This window comes from Nitrosomonas sp. (assembly GCF_019752415.1).
Taxonomy (GTDB): Bacteria; Pseudomonadota; Gammaproteobacteria; order Burkholderiales; family Nitrosomonadaceae; genus Nitrosomonas.
Map to the genome: position 1 here is coordinate 1 of NZ_JAIEME010000004.1, position 20,254 is coordinate 20,254.

The 20,254-nt window shown below is 41.1% G+C and carries 19 protein-coding genes and 1 tRNA gene; all 20 read left to right on the forward strand.

The window, feature by feature from the left end:
- The first annotated feature begins 458 nt into the window (after positions 1-458).
- The 20 genes from tpiA to xerD all read left to right on the forward strand — a co-directional run bounded on the left by tpiA (position 459) and on the right by xerD (position 20,247).
- Positions 459-1,214: a triose-phosphate isomerase gene (tpiA, locus tag K2P83_RS01130; RefSeq protein WP_292926036.1), complete on the forward strand. Its 756-nt coding sequence runs from the start codon at positions 459-461 to the stop codon at positions 1,212-1,214.
- Positions 1,215-1,230: 16 nt separating this feature from the next.
- Positions 1,231-1,614 carry a preprotein translocase subunit SecG gene (gene secG / locus K2P83_RS01135; protein ID WP_292926037.1) on the forward strand — a complete coding sequence of 128 codons (384 nt, stop codon included), beginning with the start codon at positions 1,231-1,233 and terminating at the stop codon, positions 1,612-1,614.
- A gap of 49 nt (positions 1,615-1,663) precedes the next feature.
- Positions 1,664-1,748, forward strand: a tRNA-Leu gene (locus K2P83_RS01140).
- Positions 1,749-1,835: 87 nt separating this feature from the next.
- Positions 1,836-2,192 carry an NADH-quinone oxidoreductase subunit A gene (locus K2P83_RS01145; protein WP_292926038.1) on the forward strand — a complete coding sequence of 119 codons (357 nt, stop codon included), beginning with the start codon at positions 1,836-1,838 and terminating at the stop codon, positions 2,190-2,192.
- Positions 2,193-2,196: 4 nt separating this feature from the next.
- Positions 2,197-2,673, forward strand: coding sequence for an NADH-quinone oxidoreductase subunit B (locus K2P83_RS01150; RefSeq protein WP_292926039.1), 477 nt, complete (start codon positions 2,197-2,199; stop codon positions 2,671-2,673).
- Between the two features lie 5 nt (positions 2,674-2,678).
- Positions 2,679-3,302, forward strand: a complete 624-nt coding sequence (locus tag K2P83_RS01155) for an NADH-quinone oxidoreductase subunit C (protein ID WP_292926040.1) — start codon at positions 2,679-2,681, stop codon at positions 3,300-3,302.
- A 58-nt stretch (positions 3,303-3,360) separates the two neighbouring features.
- Positions 3,361-4,614, forward strand: coding sequence for an NADH-quinone oxidoreductase subunit D (locus K2P83_RS01160; protein ID WP_292926041.1), 1,254 nt, complete (start codon positions 3,361-3,363; stop codon positions 4,612-4,614).
- 3 nt (positions 4,615-4,617) lie between these two features.
- Complete coding sequence (nuoE, locus tag K2P83_RS01165; protein ID WP_292926042.1) at positions 4,618-5,094, forward strand: NADH-quinone oxidoreductase subunit NuoE; 477 nt, start codon at positions 4,618-4,620, stop codon at positions 5,092-5,094.
- On the forward strand, positions 5,091-6,368 hold the full coding sequence (gene nuoF / locus K2P83_RS01170; protein ID WP_292926043.1) for an NADH-quinone oxidoreductase subunit NuoF: 1,278 nt from the start codon (positions 5,091-5,093) through the stop codon (positions 6,366-6,368). Before nuoE ends, nuoF begins: the two co-directional genes overlap by 4 nt.
- A gap of 68 nt (positions 6,369-6,436) precedes the next feature.
- Entirely contained in the window at positions 6,437-8,848 is a 2,412-nt protein-coding gene (gene nuoG, locus K2P83_RS01175) for an NADH-quinone oxidoreductase subunit NuoG (protein WP_292926044.1), read from the forward strand.
- A gap of 22 nt (positions 8,849-8,870) precedes the next feature.
- On the forward strand, positions 8,871-9,968 hold the full coding sequence (gene nuoH, locus K2P83_RS01180; protein WP_292926045.1) for an NADH-quinone oxidoreductase subunit NuoH: 1,098 nt from the start codon (positions 8,871-8,873) through the stop codon (positions 9,966-9,968).
- Positions 9,969-9,983: 15 nt separating this feature from the next.
- A complete protein-coding gene (gene nuoI / locus K2P83_RS01185) occupies positions 9,984-10,472 on the forward strand; it encodes an NADH-quinone oxidoreductase subunit NuoI (protein WP_292926046.1) in 489 nt (162 codons plus the stop codon).
- 19 nt (positions 10,473-10,491) lie between these two features.
- Complete coding sequence (locus tag K2P83_RS01190; RefSeq protein WP_292926047.1) at positions 10,492-11,097, forward strand: NADH-quinone oxidoreductase subunit J; 606 nt, start codon at positions 10,492-10,494, stop codon at positions 11,095-11,097.
- A gap of 55 nt (positions 11,098-11,152) precedes the next feature.
- Positions 11,153-11,458, forward strand: a complete 306-nt coding sequence (gene nuoK, locus K2P83_RS01195) for an NADH-quinone oxidoreductase subunit NuoK (RefSeq protein WP_292926048.1) — start codon at positions 11,153-11,155, stop codon at positions 11,456-11,458.
- Between the two features lie 55 nt (positions 11,459-11,513).
- A complete protein-coding gene (gene nuoL, locus K2P83_RS01200; protein ID WP_292926049.1) occupies positions 11,514-13,454 on the forward strand; it encodes an NADH-quinone oxidoreductase subunit L in 1,941 nt (646 codons plus the stop codon).
- A gap of 94 nt (positions 13,455-13,548) precedes the next feature.
- Positions 13,549-15,033 (forward strand): NADH-quinone oxidoreductase subunit M, encoded by a 1,485-nt coding sequence (locus K2P83_RS01205; protein WP_292926050.1) that lies wholly within the window; start codon positions 13,549-13,551, stop codon positions 15,031-15,033.
- A 51-nt stretch (positions 15,034-15,084) separates the two neighbouring features.
- Positions 15,085-16,530, forward strand: coding sequence for an NADH-quinone oxidoreductase subunit NuoN (gene nuoN / locus K2P83_RS01210; RefSeq protein WP_292926051.1), 1,446 nt, complete (start codon positions 15,085-15,087; stop codon positions 16,528-16,530).
- A 243-nt stretch (positions 16,531-16,773) separates the two neighbouring features.
- On the forward strand, positions 16,774-18,684 hold the full coding sequence (gene htpG / locus K2P83_RS01215) for a molecular chaperone HtpG (protein ID WP_292926052.1): 1,911 nt from the start codon (positions 16,774-16,776) through the stop codon (positions 18,682-18,684).
- A 161-nt stretch (positions 18,685-18,845) separates the two neighbouring features.
- A complete protein-coding gene (locus tag K2P83_RS01220; protein WP_292926053.1) occupies positions 18,846-19,349 on the forward strand; it encodes a methylated-DNA--[protein]-cysteine S-methyltransferase in 504 nt (167 codons plus the stop codon).
- Positions 19,336-20,247, forward strand: a complete 912-nt coding sequence (xerD, locus tag K2P83_RS01225; RefSeq protein ID WP_292926054.1) for a site-specific tyrosine recombinase XerD — start codon at positions 19,336-19,338, stop codon at positions 20,245-20,247. The genes K2P83_RS01220 and xerD overlap by 14 nt, the downstream gene beginning before the upstream one ends.
- The last annotated feature ends 7 nt before the right edge of the window (positions 20,248-20,254 follow it).

A 20,254-nucleotide genomic window follows, 5' to 3' on the forward strand; every position in this document is an offset into this window, starting at 1 on the left:
CATACAATTCCCGTAAGAAGTTATCGATGCCTACAAACAAGTAATCTCTCGGCAAAGTTTTGGTCTCACCCTTGAGTAGAGGTAGACGTTCTGTATCGAAATGAACTATCTCACCGGGATAGCTTTTATTATAGCGACGAGTTGCAAGCTTTTTCTTGTATTCAAGAGAAAATTCAATCCAACCCCCTTCAGGCCACTTCCTTCATCATCTCGTTTGGAATGCCACAGACGTGGCCCGTGACCGCGCTTATTTAGGAGCAGGGATGCTCCTCTGTTCGGTCTTCGCCGTTGTGGCATTCCACTGTGCCTCATGTCTCGCAGCATCGTCTTTCTTTCAAACGCATTGTGGGCAAAGGCCGATGACTACGCTAATTTCTTAGTGGAAGAGGCTTAGAATTGACTTGATGAAGAATCAAGGGTAGCATCGCCCATTTTAGTATGTTTTGGCGAGAGGTAAAATGCGCAGAAAGATGGTAGCGGGTAACTGGAAAATGAACGGTAATTTGTCAGAGAATAAACAGTTACTCAATTCGGTTGTTGCAAGCTTAGATGGATTACAGGGAGTAGAGTTTCTAGTTTGCGTGCCTTATCTTTATCTGCCCTCAGTACAAGACGTATTGCAGAATACGAATATAGCTTGGGGTGCCCAAAATGTGAGTCAGTACGAAAAAGGGCCATATACAGGAGAAATATCGGCTTCCATGTTGAATGACTTTGAATGTCGTTATGTTATTGTAGGGCACTCGGAAAGAAGAGCTTTATTTGGTGAAGATAGTCATACCGTTGCTGAAAAATATCAAGCAGCCCAACGTGCCGGTATAACCCCTATTCTGTGTGTAGGAGAATCACTTGAGCAACGTGAAGCCGGCACAACAGAGCAAGTAATTGAAGATCAGTTAGCAGCGGTTATCAAATTAGCAGGAATCGAATCGCTAGTAAACGCAATTATTGCTTATGAACCTGTATGGGCTATCGGCACGGGTAGATCAGCATCACCTGAGCAAGCTCAAGATATTCATTCTTTTATCAGGGAAGGTATAGAAAAGAGAAATGTTAATATTGCCAATGACTTAACGATTCTTTATGGCGGGAGTGTCAAAGCAAGTAATGCATCTGAACTATTTGACATGCCTGATATTGATGGTGGTTTGATAGGCGGTGCATCATTGGTTGCAATAGATTTTGTTGGGATTTGTCGCGCTTTACATCAATAATTTTTTGGAGTACACGTTGGAAATTTTTGTCTGGGCAGCGCATGTTTTGTTGGCGATTGTACTAATAATTTTGGTATTATTACAGCATGGAAAGGGTGCGGATATGGGGGCTGCGTTTGGCAGTGGTTCAGCAGGTAGTTTATTTGGAGCAAGTGGCTCAGCGACATTCCTGAGTCGTGCGACAAGTTTTGTTGCGGCGCTTTTTTTTGCTACAAGTATGAGTTTAACTTATCTCTCGATGAATCAAACTGGAAGCACAAAAGCAATGAGCATTATGGATCAAATCGAAGAATCTGAAGGCGGATCTGAAGTCAAGCTAGAAGAAGAGTCTTCTTTAGAAAGAGATAGTAATGTACCAGGAGTTGAGGGTGGTTCAAGAGTTAATCGGATACCTGAGTAGCTTTTTGAAGGTGATATGGTATTTTTATCAAAAAATGCATAGTTTTTTCGCCGACGTGGTGGAATTGGTAGACACGCCGTCTTGAGGGGGCGGTGGCGAAAGCTGTGCGAGTTCGAGTCTCGCCGTCGGCACCACGCTAAGATAGTATTTGTAAACTCATAGTTTAAGAAATGTTGTTTCTATAATATATTGGTTTGTTACGGTTAAATAAAAAATAAGATATGCTTGAAAACTATTTCCCAATTTTTCTTTTTCTGATTGTTGGATTCTTCGTTGGTGTTGTACCAATGCTATGTGGTTGGCTACTTGCACCAAATCGTCCGGATAAGGAGAAGTTATCGCCATACGAATGTGGATTCGAAGCCTTTGAAGATGCTCGAATGAAGTTTGATGTGCGTTATTATCTGGTCGCAATCTTATTTATCTTATTTGATCTAGAAATTGCTTTTCTATTCCCGTGGGCAATCGTACTTGATGAAATTGGAATGTTTGGATTTGTTGCTATGATGATATTCCTGAGTATCCTGGTGGTTGGTTTTATCTACGAATGGATGAAAGGAGCGCTAGAATGGGATTAGTGATATGAGTTTAGAGGGGGTCCTTGAAAAAGGTTTTGTTACTGCCAGTTTAGATTCAATTATTAACTGGGGGCGGACAGGTTCCATGTGGCCAATGACTTTTGGATTGGCTTGCTGTGCAGTTGAAATGATGGAGACAGGAGCATCACGTTATGATCTCGACCGATTTGGCATAGTGTTCAGGCCAAGTCCGCGTCAATCAGATGTTATGATCGTTGCGGGCACTTTATGTAACAAAATGGCACCAGCTCTACGTAAGGTTTATGATCAGATGGCTGAGCCACGTTGGGTAATCTCGATGGGATCGTGTGCTAATGGCGGAGGTTATTATCATTATTCATATTCTGTAGTGCGTGGTTGTGATCGTATTGTCCCCGTTGATATATATGTACCGGGTTGTCCTCCAACAGCAGAGGCATTGCTGTATGGCATTATTCAGTTGCAAAATAAAATAAATCGTACTAATACTATTGCACGATAATTCCTATGTATACTACTCATCTGGAGAATCTTGCAGAGTCGCTGCGAGGCGTGCTTGGGGATAAACTGATTGATGTCCAAGTTCGGTTTGGTGAATTAACTATCATTGTTTGTGCAGAAGATATATTTGCTGCGAGTGAAATGTTGCGTGACGATCCTGCTCTTGCTTTTGATACATTGATTGATTTGTGTGGAATTGATTATTCAACGTATAGCAGCGGCGACCTATCAGATAAAAATAACCTGAAGAATAGACGTTTTGCAGTGATTTATCATCTACTTTCGGTTGATCGGAATCATAGATTGCGCATTCGGGTTTTAACCGAAAATAATGATTATCCAGTAGTGAATTCAGTCACTGATATATGGCCTGTTGCGAACTGGTTTGAGCGTGAAGCGTTTGATCTTTATGGTATTGTTTTTACTGGTCATCCGGATTTGCGCAGAATATTGACAGACTATGGTTTTATTGGGAACCCATTTCGTAAAGATTTTCCAATAACAGGCCATGTTGAAATGCGCTATGATGCAGAGCAGAAGCGCGTTATTTACCAGCCTGTCACTATTGAACCGAGGGAAGTAACGCCGTTGGTAATACGGGAAGAGAATTACGGGGATAGTGAATCCTGATGCTCGCATGCGACACCGTATGAATTGTGTTTTTGTTAAGAGTTTTATGAAATAATATATGGCTGAAATACGTAATTACACCATGAATTTTGGTCCCCAGCACCCAGCAGCTCACGGTGTATTGAGATTGGTTCTGGAATTGGATGGAGAAGTTGTGCTGCGTGCGGATCCCCATATTGGATTGCTGCATCGAGCAACTGAAAAATTAGCAGAAAATAAAACGTATATTCAATCAGTTCCTTATATGGATCGATTAGACTATGTCTCGATGATGGTCAACGAGCATGCTTACGTGATGGCTATTGAAAAACTGCTGCAAGTTGAAGTACCAATAAGAGCGCAGTACATACGTGTAATGTTTGATGAAATTACTCGTATACTTAATCATTTGTTGTGGATTGGCGCGCATGCCTTGGATGTCGGTGCTATGACAATGTTTCTGTATGCTTTTCGTGAAAGGGAAGATCTGATGGATTGTTATGAAGCGGTATCAGGTGCTCGATTGCACGCTGCCTATTATAGGCCAGGTGGCGTATATCGTGATTTACCGGATACGATGCCTCAGTATCAGCCATCGAAAATTCATAATCTAAAGCAGACGCGTGCGCGGAACGCAAATCGAGAAGGTTCCTTGTTGGATTTTATTGAAGATTTTACGAATCGTTTTCCAACGTATGTTGACGAATATGAAACATTGTTAACAGACAATAGAATTTGGAAGCAACGCTTGGTGGATATTGGTATCGTTTCTCCTGAGAGAGCTAAAGCGTTAGGTTTTACCGGACCGATGCTACGTGGTTCCGGTGTGGAATGGGATTTAAGAAGAAAGCAACCTTATGAAGTCTACGACCGTATTGATTTTGATATACCTGTAGGTGTTAATGGCGATTGTTATGATCGATATTTGGTACGTATGGAAGAGTTTCGACAATCTAATCGTATCATTAAGCAATGTATCGATTGGCTGCGTATAAATCCAGGACCGGTGATTACTGATAATCATAAAATTGCACCACCTTCACGTGTTGATATGAAACAAAATATGGAAGAGATGATTCATCATTTCAAATTATTTACTGAGGGTTTTCATGTGCCTCCGGGTGAGACCTACGCAGCAGTTGAACATCCCAAAGGTGAGTTTGGCATTTATCTGGTATCTAACGGTGCTAATAAACCTTATCGACTGAAAATACGAGCACCTGGGTTTGCCCATTTAGCTGCTTTGGATGAAATGTCGAGAGGGCACATGATCTCAGATGTGGTAGCAATTATTGGTACGCAAGATATAGTATTTGGTGAGATAGATAGATAAACGATGCTAAGCACTGAATCCCTTAAAAGAATAGATCGAGAGATCGCTAAATATCCGGCTGAACAGAAACAGTCTGCTGTCATGTCAGCGCTTGCAATTGCACAAGATGAAAAGGGCTGGTTGGCCGATGAAACAATGAATTTTGTTGCTGAGTATTTAGGGATGTCGCCCATTGCAGTTTATGAAGTGGCCACTTTTTATAATATGTATAACCTCGATCCGGTGGGTAAATACAAGATTACGGTATGTACCAATTTGCCTTGTGCCTTATCGGGTAGTAACGATAGTGCAGCTTACTTAAAGAAAAAATTAGATATTGAATTTAACCAGACAACTCCTGATGGTAAGTTTACACTAAAGGAAGGGGAGTGCTTTGGAGCATGTGGTGATGCACCGGTATTATTGGTTAATAACAAACGCATGTGTAGTTTCATGTCCAATGAATTGATTGATAAATTGCTGGAGGAACTGAGCGAATGAATCAGTACCCGCAAACCTTAATGGGTGGAGTTGATCCATCCGATCCGGAAAATTGGCGGCTCAGAGGCTATGAGGAACGTGAAGGCTATGCAGCGCTCAGGAAAATACTGGTTAAAGAAATTACTCCTGGAGAAGTGATCGAAGAAGTCAAGAAATCTGCACTTCGCGGTCGCGGGGGAGCTGGTTTTCCCACTGGATTGAAGTGGAGCTTCATGCCTAAAGGATATGAAGGGAATAAATATATCGTTTGCAATTCAGATGAAGGGGAACCAGGTACATTTAAAGATCGCGATATCATGCGATTTAACCCGCATTTATTGATCGAAGGTATGATAATAGCCGCGTACGCAATGGGCGTTAAAGCAGGCTATAACTATATTCATGGTGAGATTTGGGAAACTTACGAGCGCATGGAAAAGGCTATTGAAGAAGCCCGAGCAGCCGGTTACCTAGGGAGTAATATTCTTGGATCAGCATTTAGTTTCCAACTATACAATCATCATGGGTATGGCGCTTATATCTGTGGTGAAGAAACGGCATTACTAGAATCTATAGAAGGCAAGAAAGGGCAGCCACGCTTTAAACCGCCTTTTCCAGCAAACTATGGCCTTTATGGCAAACCGACTACTATTAATAATACTGAAACCTTTGCTTCGATTCCATGGATAATCCGAAATGGTGGAGAAAAATATCTGCAACTTGGAAAACCTAATAATGGCGGCACTAAGATATTTTCCGTATCAGGGCATGTTAATAAGCCAGGTAATTATGAAATACCCCTTGGGACCCCTTTCAAAGAGTTATTGGAATTGGCAGGTGGGATGCGAGGGGGGCGGAAATTAAAAGGATGTATTCCGGGTGGATCATCAATGCCTGTATTACCAGGCGATATTATGATGCAAACGGATATGGATTATGACTCAATTGCCAAAGCAGGATCTATGCTTGGCTCAGGCGCGGTCATCATCATGGATGAGACAACTTGTATGGTAAGGGCTCTAGAGCGGTTGTCATATTTTTATTTCGAAGAATCTTGTGGTCAATGTACACCATGCCGCGAAGGTACGGGGTGGCTTTACCGTATCGTTAATCGCATTGAGCATGGCAAAGGTAGACTTGAAGATCTTGATTTGCTAGATAATATTGCTGATAACATACAGGGAAGAACAATTTGTGCCCTGGGCGATGCTGCGGCAATGCCAGTGCGCGCTATGATTCAACATTTTCGCGACGAGTTTGTTTACCATATAGAACACAAGAAATGTATGGTTTAATTGTTCTAATGCTAAACAACCAGTACGTGTCATTTATTAATTCATGATTAACTCAAGAATTCTATCCGATGGTCAATATAGAAATAGACGGTAAGCAAGTATCTGTTCCTAAAGGAAGCACCATCTTGGAGGGCGCAAAACAGATCGGTGTATATATCCCACATTTTTGCTATCACAAGAAACTATCCATTGCAGCTAATTGCCGCATGTGTCTGGTACAAGTTGAGAAGGCACCTAAACCACTGCCCGCGTGTGCAACACCGGTTATGGATGGAATGAAGGTATATACGCACTCACAGCAGGCAGTGACAGCGCAGAAGGGAGTCATGGAATTCCTCCTTATAAATCATCCACTTGACTGCCCAATTTGTGATCAAGGCGGTGAGTGTCAGCTGCAAGATCTTGCTGTTGGGTACGGTGCTAGTGGATCGCGCTATACCGAAGCAAAACGAGTTGTCGTTAACAAAAATTTGGGCCCACTGATATCAACGGATATGACGAGATGTATCCATTGCACGCGTTGCGTTCGCTTTGGTCAGGAAATTGCCGGGATTATGGAGCTTGGAATGGTTGGGCGTGGTGAACATTCAGAAATACTTACTTTTGTTGGTAAAACCGTGGATTCTGAGTTGTCCGGCAATGTTATTGACCTATGTCCTGTGGGTGCTCTAGTTAGTAAACCATTTCGATATTCAGCCCGTACTTGGGAGTTATCGCGCAGAAAATCAATAAGTCCTCACTGTGGTTTAGGTTCAAATTTAATTGTACAAGTCAAACAGAATCGCGTAATGCGTGTTCTTCCTAGAGACAATGAAGCGGTCAATGAATGCTGGTTGTCTGATAAAGATCGTTTTTCCTATGAAGGATTAAACTCAGAAGATAGATTGACACGTCCCATGATCAAACGCGATGACCAATGGTTCGAGTGTAACTGGCAAGAAGCATTGGAATTTACTGCTAATAACCTACAGTCAATCAAACAAAAGTATGGCGCGCAAAGCATAGCTGCATTAGGATCTGCACATAGTACATCGGAAGAATTGTTCTTATTGCAGAAATTATTACGTGCGATGGGGAGCGGCAACATTGATCATCGTTTACGCCAATCAGACTTTTCCACAGATAAGCATATGAAGGGTGTACCGTGGTTGGGTACTAGCATTGCAGGCATATCACAATTAAAGTCAACTCTTCTTATCGGCAGCACATTACGTAAAGATCATCCACTTATTGCACAGCGTTTGCGTCAAGCTGTTAAAAGTGGAATGAAATTGAATATTGTAAATCCAATAGATGATGATTTATTGGTTAATATTGTGAATAAGGCCATAGTAGCACCTGGTGCAATAGTCACGAAATTGGTAGAAATCTTAAAAGCAGCCGCTGAGATTAAAGACGCAGAAAAAACGAGTGAGATTCAGCAAATTATTAATTCAATTGATCTTTCTATTTCTTCTGGCGCGTACGCTATTGCTTCGAGTCTAATTGAAAATGAGCCGGCGGCAGTTTACTTGGGTAATTTATCCCAACACCATCCAGATTATTCAAGAATTAACTTGCTTGCGGGTTTGATCGCACAAATTACAGGAGCAAGCTATGGCATGTTGGGCGAAGCTGCAAATAGTGTCGGTGCATATTTGGTAGGTGCAATACCGGAAATCAACACATTGCCAGTCCCAATAAAATTTGATCATGTAAAATCCGGGCTAAACGCATCACAAATGCTAGGTTATAGCAATGACTTAACCGATGAGCAGTGTCAGGCATTTATATTGATGAATGTTGAACCAGAATTTGATACCTATAATTCCCAGAAAGCACTAAAAACAATCAAGTCAAGTGAATTTGTGGTATCGCTAAGTGCCTATAAAGGAAATGCAACGGATTACGCAGATATTATATTACCGATTGCGCCTTTTACCGAAACATCAGGAACTTATGTCAATACTGAAGGAAGAGTGCAAAATTTCAATGGCGTTGTTTCTCCGCTGGGAGAAGCTCGTCCTGCATGGAAGGTACTTCGTGTACTAGCGAACTTGCTTGAGCTAGAGAAATTTGAATATGAAACTCCAGAACAAATTCGAGCAGAAATCTTTCCTGAAGGAATAGAAATTAACCGATATCTCGATAACTCTTTGAGGGATTTTGGTGCCGAGATTAGAGTGACTGAAGGGCATGGGATACAACGTATTGGAGAAGTGCCAATTTATCAGACGGATCCGATTGTTCGTCGTGCTGAATCCTTGCAAGCTACTCAGGATGCTGCGCCACCAAAAGCATGGATGACAACTGCAATGCTTGATAATCTTGGTGTTATCTCAGGTGATCAGGTGAAAATTACTCAGGGAGATGAGTCAGTTCGTCTCGAGGTTGCTCATGATAATAAATTGCCTGATAAATGTGTACGTGTTGCAAGTTCACACCCTAAGACATTTGCACTCGGTGCTTTGTTCGGGGTAATTCAAGTGGAAAAACAGTGAAAGCAAAGGTTGGAGTTTATTAATGGAGAATATTCAACAACAGTTTGTGACAATGTTTGGAACAGAATGGGGAGCTATGCTGTTTTCATTAGCATCAAATATGATATTTATTTTTGCTATTGTTATTCCATTGTTGTTAGGTGTTGCTTATTTAACTTTCGCAGAACGCAAAATAATTGCTTATATGCAAATTCGCGTTGGACCCAATAGAGTAACCTTCTTTGGGATACCGTGGTTGCGTGGTTGGGGGCAACCGATTGCGGATGCAGTTAAGGCAATGATGAAAGAAATCATTGTTCCTACGGGAGCAAATAAGTTCTTATTTATTCTTGCACCAGTATTAACAATTATGCCAGCGCTTGCGGCGTGGGCAGTAATACCTTTTTCTCCGGAACTTGTTCTTGCTGATATCAATGCAGGATTGCTATATATTTTAGCCATGACGTCAATGGGTATCTACGGTATTATTATTGCAGGATGGGCATCGAATTCAAAATATGCTTTCATTGGTGCCATGCGGTCTGCTGCTCAGGTGGTTTCATACGAACTGGCAATGGGTTTTGCTTTAGTGTGTGTTTTAATGATGTCACGAAGTTTGAATTTGGGTGATATTGTTAACGGCCAACAAGGTAACAGTTTGTTGAACTGGTATTTGATACCTCTGTTTCCAATGTTTCTAGTTTATTTGATTTCAGGGGTAGCTGAAACAAACCGTGCGCCCTTTGATGTTGCAGAAGGCGAATCAGAGATTGTTGCAGGTTTTCATGTTGATTACTCGGGTATGGCCTTTACTGTATTTTTTCTGGCCGAATATTCCAACATGATCCTGGTTGCTACACTGACATCAATCATGTTCCTGGGAGGCTGGTTACCTCCGGTTGATATGGAACCATTCACATGGATTCCTGGATTTATTTGGCTATTATTGAAGATTGCATTTATCCTGTTTTTCTTCCTTTGGTTTCGTGCAACCTTCCCGCGCTATCGCTATGATCAGATTATGAGATTGGGTTGGAAGATATTTATTCCGATTACACTCATATGGATTGTTCTATTGGGATCGATAATGCAACTACCTGAATCAATACGGGACACATTTCCTTTAAATATTTGGTTTTAAAATAGAGAAAATACAATGGATCGTATCAAAAAATTTTTCAGTACTTTTTTATTATTTGAACTGTTAAAAGGTATGGCTGTAACTGGACGATATCTATTCAAACCGAAGATAACTGTACATTTTCCGGAGGAAAAAACTCCGCAATCGCCACGATTCCGTGGATTGCATGCTTTGCGTCGATATCCGAATGGAGAAGAGCGTTGTATTGCATGCAAATTATGCGAGGCAGTTTGTCCTGCTATGGCAATTACCATCGATTCTGAGCAGCGTGCGGATGGTACACGACGTACTACACGTTATGATATTGACCTGAGTAAATGTATTTTCTGTGGTTTCTGTGAAGAATCTTGTCCGGTCGATTCTATTGTAGAGACTCGTATATTGGAATATCACGGCGAGAAAAGAGGTGATTTGATTTATACGAAAGAAATGCTATTGGCTATTGGGGATCGTTATGAGGAACAGATTGCCATGGATCGAGAAGCCGATGCTCGTTATCGTTAAGCCTCTCTGGTAAAAACAAATGAATTTTCAAGACATTTTATTTTATATTTTTTCTTCCATCTTGATTGTATCTGCTCTTGGCGTGATTACAGTTCGTAATCCTGTCTATTCAGCATTACTATTAGTGCTGGCTTTTGTTACCTGTGCGGGGTTGTGGTTACTGCTAGAGGCAGAATTCCTAGCGATTGCACTAGTGTTGGTTTATGTCGGTGCAGTAATGGTTTTGTTCCTATTTGTGGTGATGATGCTGGATATCAATCTGGATAGATTGCGGGAAGGATTTTGGAAGTGGTTTCCCTTCGGTGCAGTCATTGCACTGATAATGGTTGCCGAGATATCTATGGTTCTAATGGGTAAATATTTTGGACTCGAAGAGATACCGACACCCAGACCGCAAGACGCCGATTATAGTAATACCAGAGAGTTAGGCCGCTTAATTTATACCGAATACGTGTATGCCTTTGAGTTGGCTGCGGTGCTTTTGCTGGTTGCAATGGTCACGGCAATTGCATTGACTTTGCGACAGCGCGAAGATAAAAGATCACCAGATCCATCCAGGCAAGTCAAAGTGAGAAAAGAAGATCGGATACGCATGATAACCATGCCATCAGAAAAGAAAGATTAGAAAAGCCATTTAATAGGTTTTTAACAATTTTAATATTTAGGAAGAGGTTGTCAGCTTGGTATCGTTATCTCATTACTTAGTACTCGGCGCGATTTTATTTGCTATTGGCTTGGTTGGCATTTTTCTCAATAGAAAAAATGTCATTATTCTACTTATGTCTATTGAATTAATGCTGTTAGCAGTGAATATGAATTTTGTTGCGTTTTCACACTATTTGCAGGATATATCTGGACAAATTTTTGTGTTTTTTATTCTGACAGTTGCAGCAGCAGAATCAGCGATTGGTTTAGCTATACTTGTTGTGCTGTTTCGCAATATGCATACGATTAATGTTGATGATCTCGATAATCTCAAAGGCTAGTAAAAAAGAAGAAAAGTATAAATACTTATAACCGACATAAGAATAATTAACCGAGATGCAAAATCTATATTTACTAGTTCCACTAGCTCCATTAATTGGCGCACTCATAGCTGGATTATTTGGACGTTATATCGGCCCCGTTTGGAGTCATCGAGCAACAATATTACTTGTTTTTATTTCATTACTGGCATCTATAGTTATTTTTCTCGATGTGCTGAAAGGTAATATTTATAACGGTAGTGTCTACACTTGGCTGGTGGCTGGTGATACTCGATTCGAAATTGGGTTTCTGATCGATCAATTATCAGCAACAATGATGGTGATTGTCAGTTTAGTTTCATTGATGGTGCATATTTATACCATTGGTTATATGCATGACGATCCAGGTTATCAACGCTTTTTTAGTTATATCTCCTTATTCACCTTCTCAATGATGATGTTGGTGATGTCAAATAATTTCTTGCAGTTATTTTTTGGTTGGGAAGCTGTTGGGCTTGTATCTTACTTATTAATTGGCTTCTGGTATACGCGTCCAACAGCCATCTATGCCAATATGAAGGCATTTTTAGTTAACCGTGTAGGTGATTTTGGTTTCCTCCTTGGGATTGCACTGGTGCTGATGTATTTTGGTACATTGGATTATGCTGATGTTTTTGCGCAAGCACCAGGGATAGTAGATGAGAAGGTTGAATTAATACCTGCTATGCCTTGGTTAGTTATAACGCTTATTTGTATATTGTTGTTTATTGGTGCAATGGGTAAATCAGCACAGTTCCCTTTACATGTGTGGTTACCAGATTCGATGGAAGGCCCTACACCAATTTCCGCATTGATTCATGCTGCGACTATGGTGACGGCAGGAATTTTTATGGTAGCGCGCATGTCACCGCTATTTGAGTTATCAGAAACAGCACTATCAGTCATATTGATAATTGGTGGAATAACCACATTATTTATGGCACTTGTCGCTGTAGTACAAAACGATATTAAACGAGTTGTTGCCTACTCAACCTTATCGCAATTAGGGTATATGACTGTCGCATTAGGCGCATCTGCCTATTCTGCTGCAGTTTTCCATTTAATGACTCATGCTTTCTTTAAAGCGGTATTATTTTTAGGTGCTGGTTCTGTCATTATTGCTATGCATCATGAACAAAATATGCAAAAAATGGGCGGTCTTAAGAGTTATATGCCAATTACCTATTGGACGATGTTTATCGCAGCATTAGCCAGTGCAGGTGTCCCTGGCTTCTCCGGTTTTTTTTCTAAAGATGCGATCATTGAAGCTGTTAATTTTGCTAATATTCCTGGCGGTGGTTTTGCTTATTTCTGTGTATTGATAACAGTTTTTATTACCGCCTTATATACATTCCGGCTGATATTCATGACTTTTCATGGACAAACTCGAATGGATGCACATACCAAAGAGCATTTGCATGAATCACCTTGGGTAGTCACTTTGCCACTAGTGATTCTAGCTATACCAACAATTGCTGCGGGATGGTTTATTGGCCCAATAGTTTTTGGAGATTATTTTAGTAATGCAATTTATGTATTGCCGCAACATGATGCGATCGAGAAATTAGGAGCTGAATTTACGGGGATTGGAGGGATGATGATGCATGCATTGTCGACTATACCATTCTGGCTCTCTGTGGCTGGTATTTTTACTGCTTGGTATTTATATAGTGCAAGAACGGATATCCCAGGAAAAATAAAAGCCCAGTGCGGCCCTTTGTATAAATTGTTGGACAACAAATATTATATCGACGAATTTTATTCATGGCTTTTTGCTGGGGGCACTCGTACTTTAGGCACAATGCTGTGGAAGTATGGTGATATAAAAGTAATTGATGGATTCTTTGTTAATGGCACAGCGCGTGTTGTGGCATTGACGTCTACCGTAGTGCGTCGTTACCAAACAGGTTATATCTATCATTATGCGTTTACTATGATTGTTGGCGTATTTGTTATCTTAACCTTATGGCTTTACTAGCTTTCTTGAAGAAAAATGTAAATATGATGTTGGATATATTTAATGGATAAAATACTTAATAATAATAATTACAAACAAATAAAACGGAAAAAGCATGTCGTTTGATTTCCCACTATTGAGTTTAATTATTTGGTTACCAATTGTGTTTGGTATTGCCGTATTTGCAACCGGAAATGATCGTAATGCACAGCTAGCCCGCTGGATTTCACTCGTAGGATCAATCCTGGGATTGTTGGTAGCGATTCCGCTTTATACTAACTTTGATTCTGCAACTGGAGCAATGCAGTTTATTGAGAGTCATGTTTGGTTTGAGCGCTTTAATGTGAGTTATCATTTAGGCGTTGATGGTATATCGATGCCGCTTATTTTGTTGAATTGCTTTATTACCCCATTGGTTATTGTGGCAGGGTGGGAAGTGATTAAAGAGCGTGTATCACAATACATGGGTGCATTTTTAGTCATGTCTGGTATTGTCAATGGTGTTTTTGCTTCATTGGACGCTATTCTTTTTTATGTATTCTGGGAGGCATCTCTGATACCAATGTTTTTGATCATTGGGATATGGGGTGGTCCGAATCGTGTTTATGCCGCCATTAAGTTTTTTCTTTACACGCTTCTTGGTTCCTTATTGATGTTGATTGCGTTTATTTATCTATATCTAACATCTGGGGGAAGTTTCTCGATCGAGGATTATCATAAACTGTCTATTCCATTGACACCGCAGATTTTAATATTTGTTGCATTCCTATTGGCGTTCGCGGTTAAGGTACCGATGTGGCCTGTACATACTTGGTTGCCGGATGCTCATGTGGAAGCGCCAACGGGGGGGTCTGTTGTTCTAGCGGCAATTTTGCTTAAACTGGGCGGTTATGGCTTTCTTCGCTTCTCATTGCCGATTACCCCTGATGCCAGCCATTATCTGGCTACAATGATGATTGTGTTGTCGCTGATAGCTATTGTTTATATTGGACTTATCGCACTAATGCAGGTAGATATGAAAAAATTGATTGCATACTCGTCAGTCGCGCATATGGGATTTGTGACATTAGGCTTTTTCCTGCTGAATGCCTATGGAATTGAGGGAGCGATGGTTCAGATGATTTCCCATGGATTTATTTCCGGCGCCATGTTTTTGTGTGTAGGCGTGTTATATGATCGACTGCACTCTCGTCAGATTGCTGATTATGGCGGGGTTGTGAATAAAATGCCTATATTTGCGGCTTTCTTCATGTTATTTGCAATGGCAAATGCCGGATTGCCAGGCACAAGCGGTTTCGTAGGTGAATTTATGGTTATCATGGGCGCCATGAAAGTTAATTTCTGGTATGCATTCTTGGCAGCGACTACACTGATTTTTGGTGCAGCTTATACATTATGGATGTACAAGCGCGTCATTTTTGGTGCTGTGGCAAGCCCTGCAGTTGAAGGATTAAAAGATATTTCAAAACGTGAGTTTGTATTATTGACAATTTTAGCAATTTCAGTTTTATGGATAGGGGTTTATCCTTTCCCATTAACTGAAGTAATGCATACAACGGTTGATCAACTGCTGATACATGTCAGTAACAGCAAGCTGTGAAAATAGTGATTCTGGAATAGTGACAGTTCCTTATAAAAAGGTTATGAATTAATGAATTTTATACCACCAGATTTTACGCCAGCCTCCTCTGAGATATTTATGCTCATCATGGTGTGCGTGGTAATGCTGGCAGACCTCACTGCTGGTGACAGTAGGCGGTATGTCGCGTATCTGCTGACACAAACAACATTATTGGGTTGCGCGTTGCTGACATTCATATCATTTTCCACAGAAATTACTCATACTTTTAATGGAATGTATGTTGATGATGCAATGGCGGATATACTGAAATTGATGGTGTATGGCACTGTATCAGCAGTACTTGTTTATTCTCATTCTTATATTAGTGATCGCGGCATGCTGAAAGGTGAGTTTTTCAGCTTAATTCTTTTTGCAACATTGGGAATGATGGTGATGATTTCCGCCAGTCATTTTCTGACTTTGTATATTGGTTTGGAGTTGCTCTCGCTGTCTCTTTATGCATTGGTGGCGTTACGGCGTGAGTCATTGGTTGCAACTGAAGCAGCCATGAAATTCTTTGTGCTGGGTGCTTTGGCATCTGGTTTTTTGCTTTATGGTATGTCAATGGTTTATGGAGCGACTGGAACATTGCATGTTTCTCAGCTTGCTCAGATCATACAAAGTGAAGCAAGCAGTAAGGAAGTATTAGTTGTAGGTCTTGTATTTATAGTGGCTGGAATCAGTTTCAAGCTAAGTGCGGCTCCTTTTCACATGTGGGCACCTGATGTTTATCAAGGCGCTCCGACTGCTATTACATTGTTTATTGGTTCAGCACCTAAATTGGCTGCTTTTGGTTTTGTAATGCGCTTATTAGTCGAAGGAATGGGGGAAATGTCCGCTGATTGGCAAGGCATGCTGATTATCTTAGCTGTTATGTCGATGGCGGTAGGTAATATTGCGGCCATTGCACAAACAAATATCAAGCGCATGCTGGCATATTCAACCATTTCGCATATGGGTTTTCTACTGCTTGGATTCATAAGCGCAGATTCTAATGGCTATAGTTCCGCTTTATTTTATGTGATTGCTTATGTTCTGATGACATTAGGTACTTTTGCAATGGTTATGCTGCTATGCCGCAGTGGATTCGAGGCTGAGAACATCAACGATTTCAAAGGACTAAGTAAAAGAAATTCTTGGTATGCATTTATAGCCTTGTTGTTGATGCTTTCACTCGCAGGTATTCCACCGATGATTGGATTTTATGCGAAACTTTCTGTATTACAGGCAGTTGTCAATGCGGGGTATGTATGGTTGGCGGTTGTGGCTGTATTGTTCTCGTTAATTGGTGCCTTCTATTATCTTCGTATTATCAAGTTGATGTACTTCGATGAACCAGAAACCGATGAACCTATTACGCCAAATAGTGATGTAAGGATTCTTCTCAGTGCAAATGGTTTTGCAGTTTTAGCATTCGGTATTTTTCCTCAGGCATTAATGGGATTGAGTCTTTACGCCATTCAAAATTCAATGTAGCCGTTCTTATCTATAAGGATATTCTTTCCAGAATTGGCCTTGTGATTACATTTTCTGAAGCACTCGAAGAAAAAATATTACCTAGTAAGGAATTTAACCTTTTTTGCAGGATTTCTGCGGCTCCGACGTATTATCCGTTTCCTGGAGTATTGTGTTTGGCCGAATAAATAATTTGTAAATAAGCCAACTTGAAATTTTCAGTGTGACCCCCATCTAAAAGATAAAATATTTAAGGAGGAAAACGTGCAAGCTGAAACAACCAAAGAACAATTAAGTTTTCAAACCGAAGCTAAGCAGCTGCTAAAGCTGATGATTCATTCCTTGTACAGCAATAAGGAAATTTTTTTGCGTGAACTGATTTCGAATGCTTCTGATGCCGCCGATAAATTACGTTTTGAAGGACTTACAGATGCTGCACTTTATGAATCGGATTCAGATCTCAATATTCGTGTTAGTTATGATGTCGATGAACAAACCATCACCATTTCCGATAATGGTATTGGCATGTCTCGGCAAGAAGTAATCGACCATATCGGGACTATTGCTAAATCAGGAACACGAGAGTTCTTTAATTCATTGACGGGTGATCAGGCTAAAGATGCAAATTTGATTGGCCAATTCGGTGTAGGTTTTTACTCAGCATTTATTATTGCGGACAAAGTAACCCTGATCACCAGGCGCGCGGGATTAACTCCTGAGCATGGGATCCGATGGGAATCAAGTGGTGAAGGCGATTACACACTGGAAATGGTAACGAAGCAGACGCGCGGTACCGAAATAATTCTGCATTTGCGCAATGATGAGGATGAATTTCTCAACGGTATGCGAATTCGAGCCATCATTCGTAAGTATTCTGATCACATTACTTTGCCAATTTTGATGAAGAAGGAAGAATGGTCCCAGGAAGAGAAGAAAAATAGGATTTCTGATGAAGATGAGACAATTAATAAGGCAAACGCATTATGGGCGCGCCCTAAAAATGAAATCACTGCTGAGCAATACAACGAGTTTTATAAACATGTAGCTCATGATTTTGAGCCGCCGCTTGCCTATTTGCATGCACGGGTAGAAGGCAAACAGGAATACACGCAATTACTCTTTATCCCCGCACGAGCGCCTTTCGATTTATTTGATCGTGAACATCGTCATGGCATTAAGTTATATGTACAGCGTGTATTTATCATGGATGATGCTGAAAAGCTGTTGCCAAATTATCTGCGCTTCGTGCGCGGGGTGGTTGATTCAAATAGCTTGCCTTTGAATGTGTCTCGCGAGATATTGCAAGAATCCAAAGATATCGAATCGATCAGAGCAGGTATAGTCAAGAAAATGCTGGGATTGATAGAAGAACTATCCAAGAATAAGGACGATGAAGGGAAAGAAAAATTTAGAACTTTCTACCGGGAATTTGGATTAGTTCTGAAAGAAGGCGTGGGTGAAGATTATTCCAATCGTGAACGCATTGCTAAACTGCTACGTTTTGTCACGACTCAAAGTAATACCGATGAACCGACTGTTTCTCTGGAAAACTATTTGCATCGGATGAAAGAGGGGCAGGACAAGATTTACTATGTCACTGCTGACAACCTTAAATCTGCAAAAAGTAGCCCCCATCTAGAAGTTTTTCGTAAGAAAGGTATCGAAGTACTTCTGTTATCAGATCGTGTTGATGAATGGCTAGTAACCAATTTGACCGAGTTTGAAGGAAAGCAGCTTCAATCCGTTGCAAAAGGTGGTTTGGATCTGGGAAGCCTGGAAGACGAAGCTGAAAAAGAAGAGCATGAGAAGGAAAGCAGTGCCTATCAAGAATTAATTGACAAAATGAAAGCAGCGCTCATTGAGCAAGTAAAAGATGTACGTGTTACATTCCGTTTGACTGAATCGCCAGCCTGTCTTGTCGCAGACACTTATGATATGGGTGGTAATTTGGAAAGATTACTGAAATCTGCTGGACAAAAGGTACAGCATGCTAAGCCAATCCTTGAAATCAATCCACATCATCCGATGGTTCAGAGGCTAAAATCAGAAGTGGAAAATTTTGAAGACTGGAGTCATATTTTGTTTGATCAAGCCTTACTGGCTGAAGGTGGCCAGCTTGAGGATCCTGCAGCATTTGTAAAAAGACTCAATGAATTGCTATTGCTGAAATCCTGAATTCGAGAACCTCTATAAGGCCTGTGTAATCTTCCGGTATTCATTCTATGATGACGGAAGATTGTTCTGGTAAATTGAAACTTCTTCTCATTTCTAATGTCCATTTATTGGATGTAGCGTGAAGCGCTAACTCATTTCCCAAACAAGTATTCAAGCAGACAGTGGGTAACTCAACGAATAATCAGGTTTTTGGTTCGATAAGGCAATATCAAGCAAAACTGATTACTCCATTTGCTGTTTTAGGTATTAGAACAGAAGAAGATTGGCTTACTGATATTGATTATTTGCCAATTGGTACAAGACCTCTGACACCAAAAACTTTACTGGCGAAAGAAGTGTATAGGCAATTAGAAGCATACTTGACGGAACCAAATTTTTTATTTGATTTGTGTTTGCATATCAGTGGCACGACGCATCAGCAGCGAGTGTGGCAAGCCATTCAGGCTATCCCGAGCGGAGAAACGAGCAGTTATGCCGAAATAGCAGAGCAACTGCATTCTGCACCAAGAGCGGTAGGTCGCGCCTGCGGTGCTAATAGAATTCCAATTGTCATACCATGTCATAGAGTTATTTCCAAGAATGGCGGTTTAGGAGGTTTTATGAATGCAAGTGATGGTGACCCTTTAGAGATCAAGCGGTGGTTGTTGCGTCATGAGAGCACTTGAACTAAACGCTGGTTTGTTGGATGAGTTTTCCGATGCATTATGGCTGGAAGATGGCTTGTCGCGTAATACACTGGATAGTTACCGTAACGATCTACAGCTTTTTAGTGAATGGTTAAGAAAACGAAATCAAGATAATAGTGTACTAACCGAGGCAACACACTCTGACTTGCTCGATTTTCTGGCATCCAGAGTTTCCGCTAAAATGAAGGCCAGTACAACGAGCCGTGAATTGTCCAGCTTAAAGCGTTTTTACCGCTTCTTATTGCGCCAAGGCAAAATTACGACAGATCCCAGCCTCAACATTGATACACCCAAACTGCAGCGCAGCCTACCCGATAGCCTCACAGAGACAGAAGTCGAGCTGCTGCTGAGCGCACCCGATCTTAAACACCCGCTTGGTTTGCGTGATCGTGCGATGCTGGAAGTTCTGTATGCCAGTGGTCTGAGGGTATCGGAGCTGATTAACCTAAGATATTCGCAAGTCAGTATGGACATGGGGGTGTTACGAGTCATGGGTAAGGGGAGAAAGGAACGCCTTGCTCCGCTTGGAGAAGAATCTCTTGAATGGTTGAGCCGTTATACCAAAGAAGCCAGACCTGCTTTGCTGAATGGTATTGTGACCGATACCATATTTGTGACAACACGCGGAGCTGCAATGACACGCCAGGCTTTCTGGTATCTCATCAAACGTTATGCGCAATTAGCGGGTAATGATAAGCCGCTATCCCCGCACACCCTGCGTCATGCATTTGCCACCCATTTGTTGAATCACGGTGCTGATTTGCGAGTGGTGCAGTTACTATTGGGTCATGCAGATATCTCCACCACGCAGATTTATACCCATATCGCGCGTGAACGCCTGAAACAGTTGCATACCGAGCATCATCCTCGCGGATAGTAGCGTT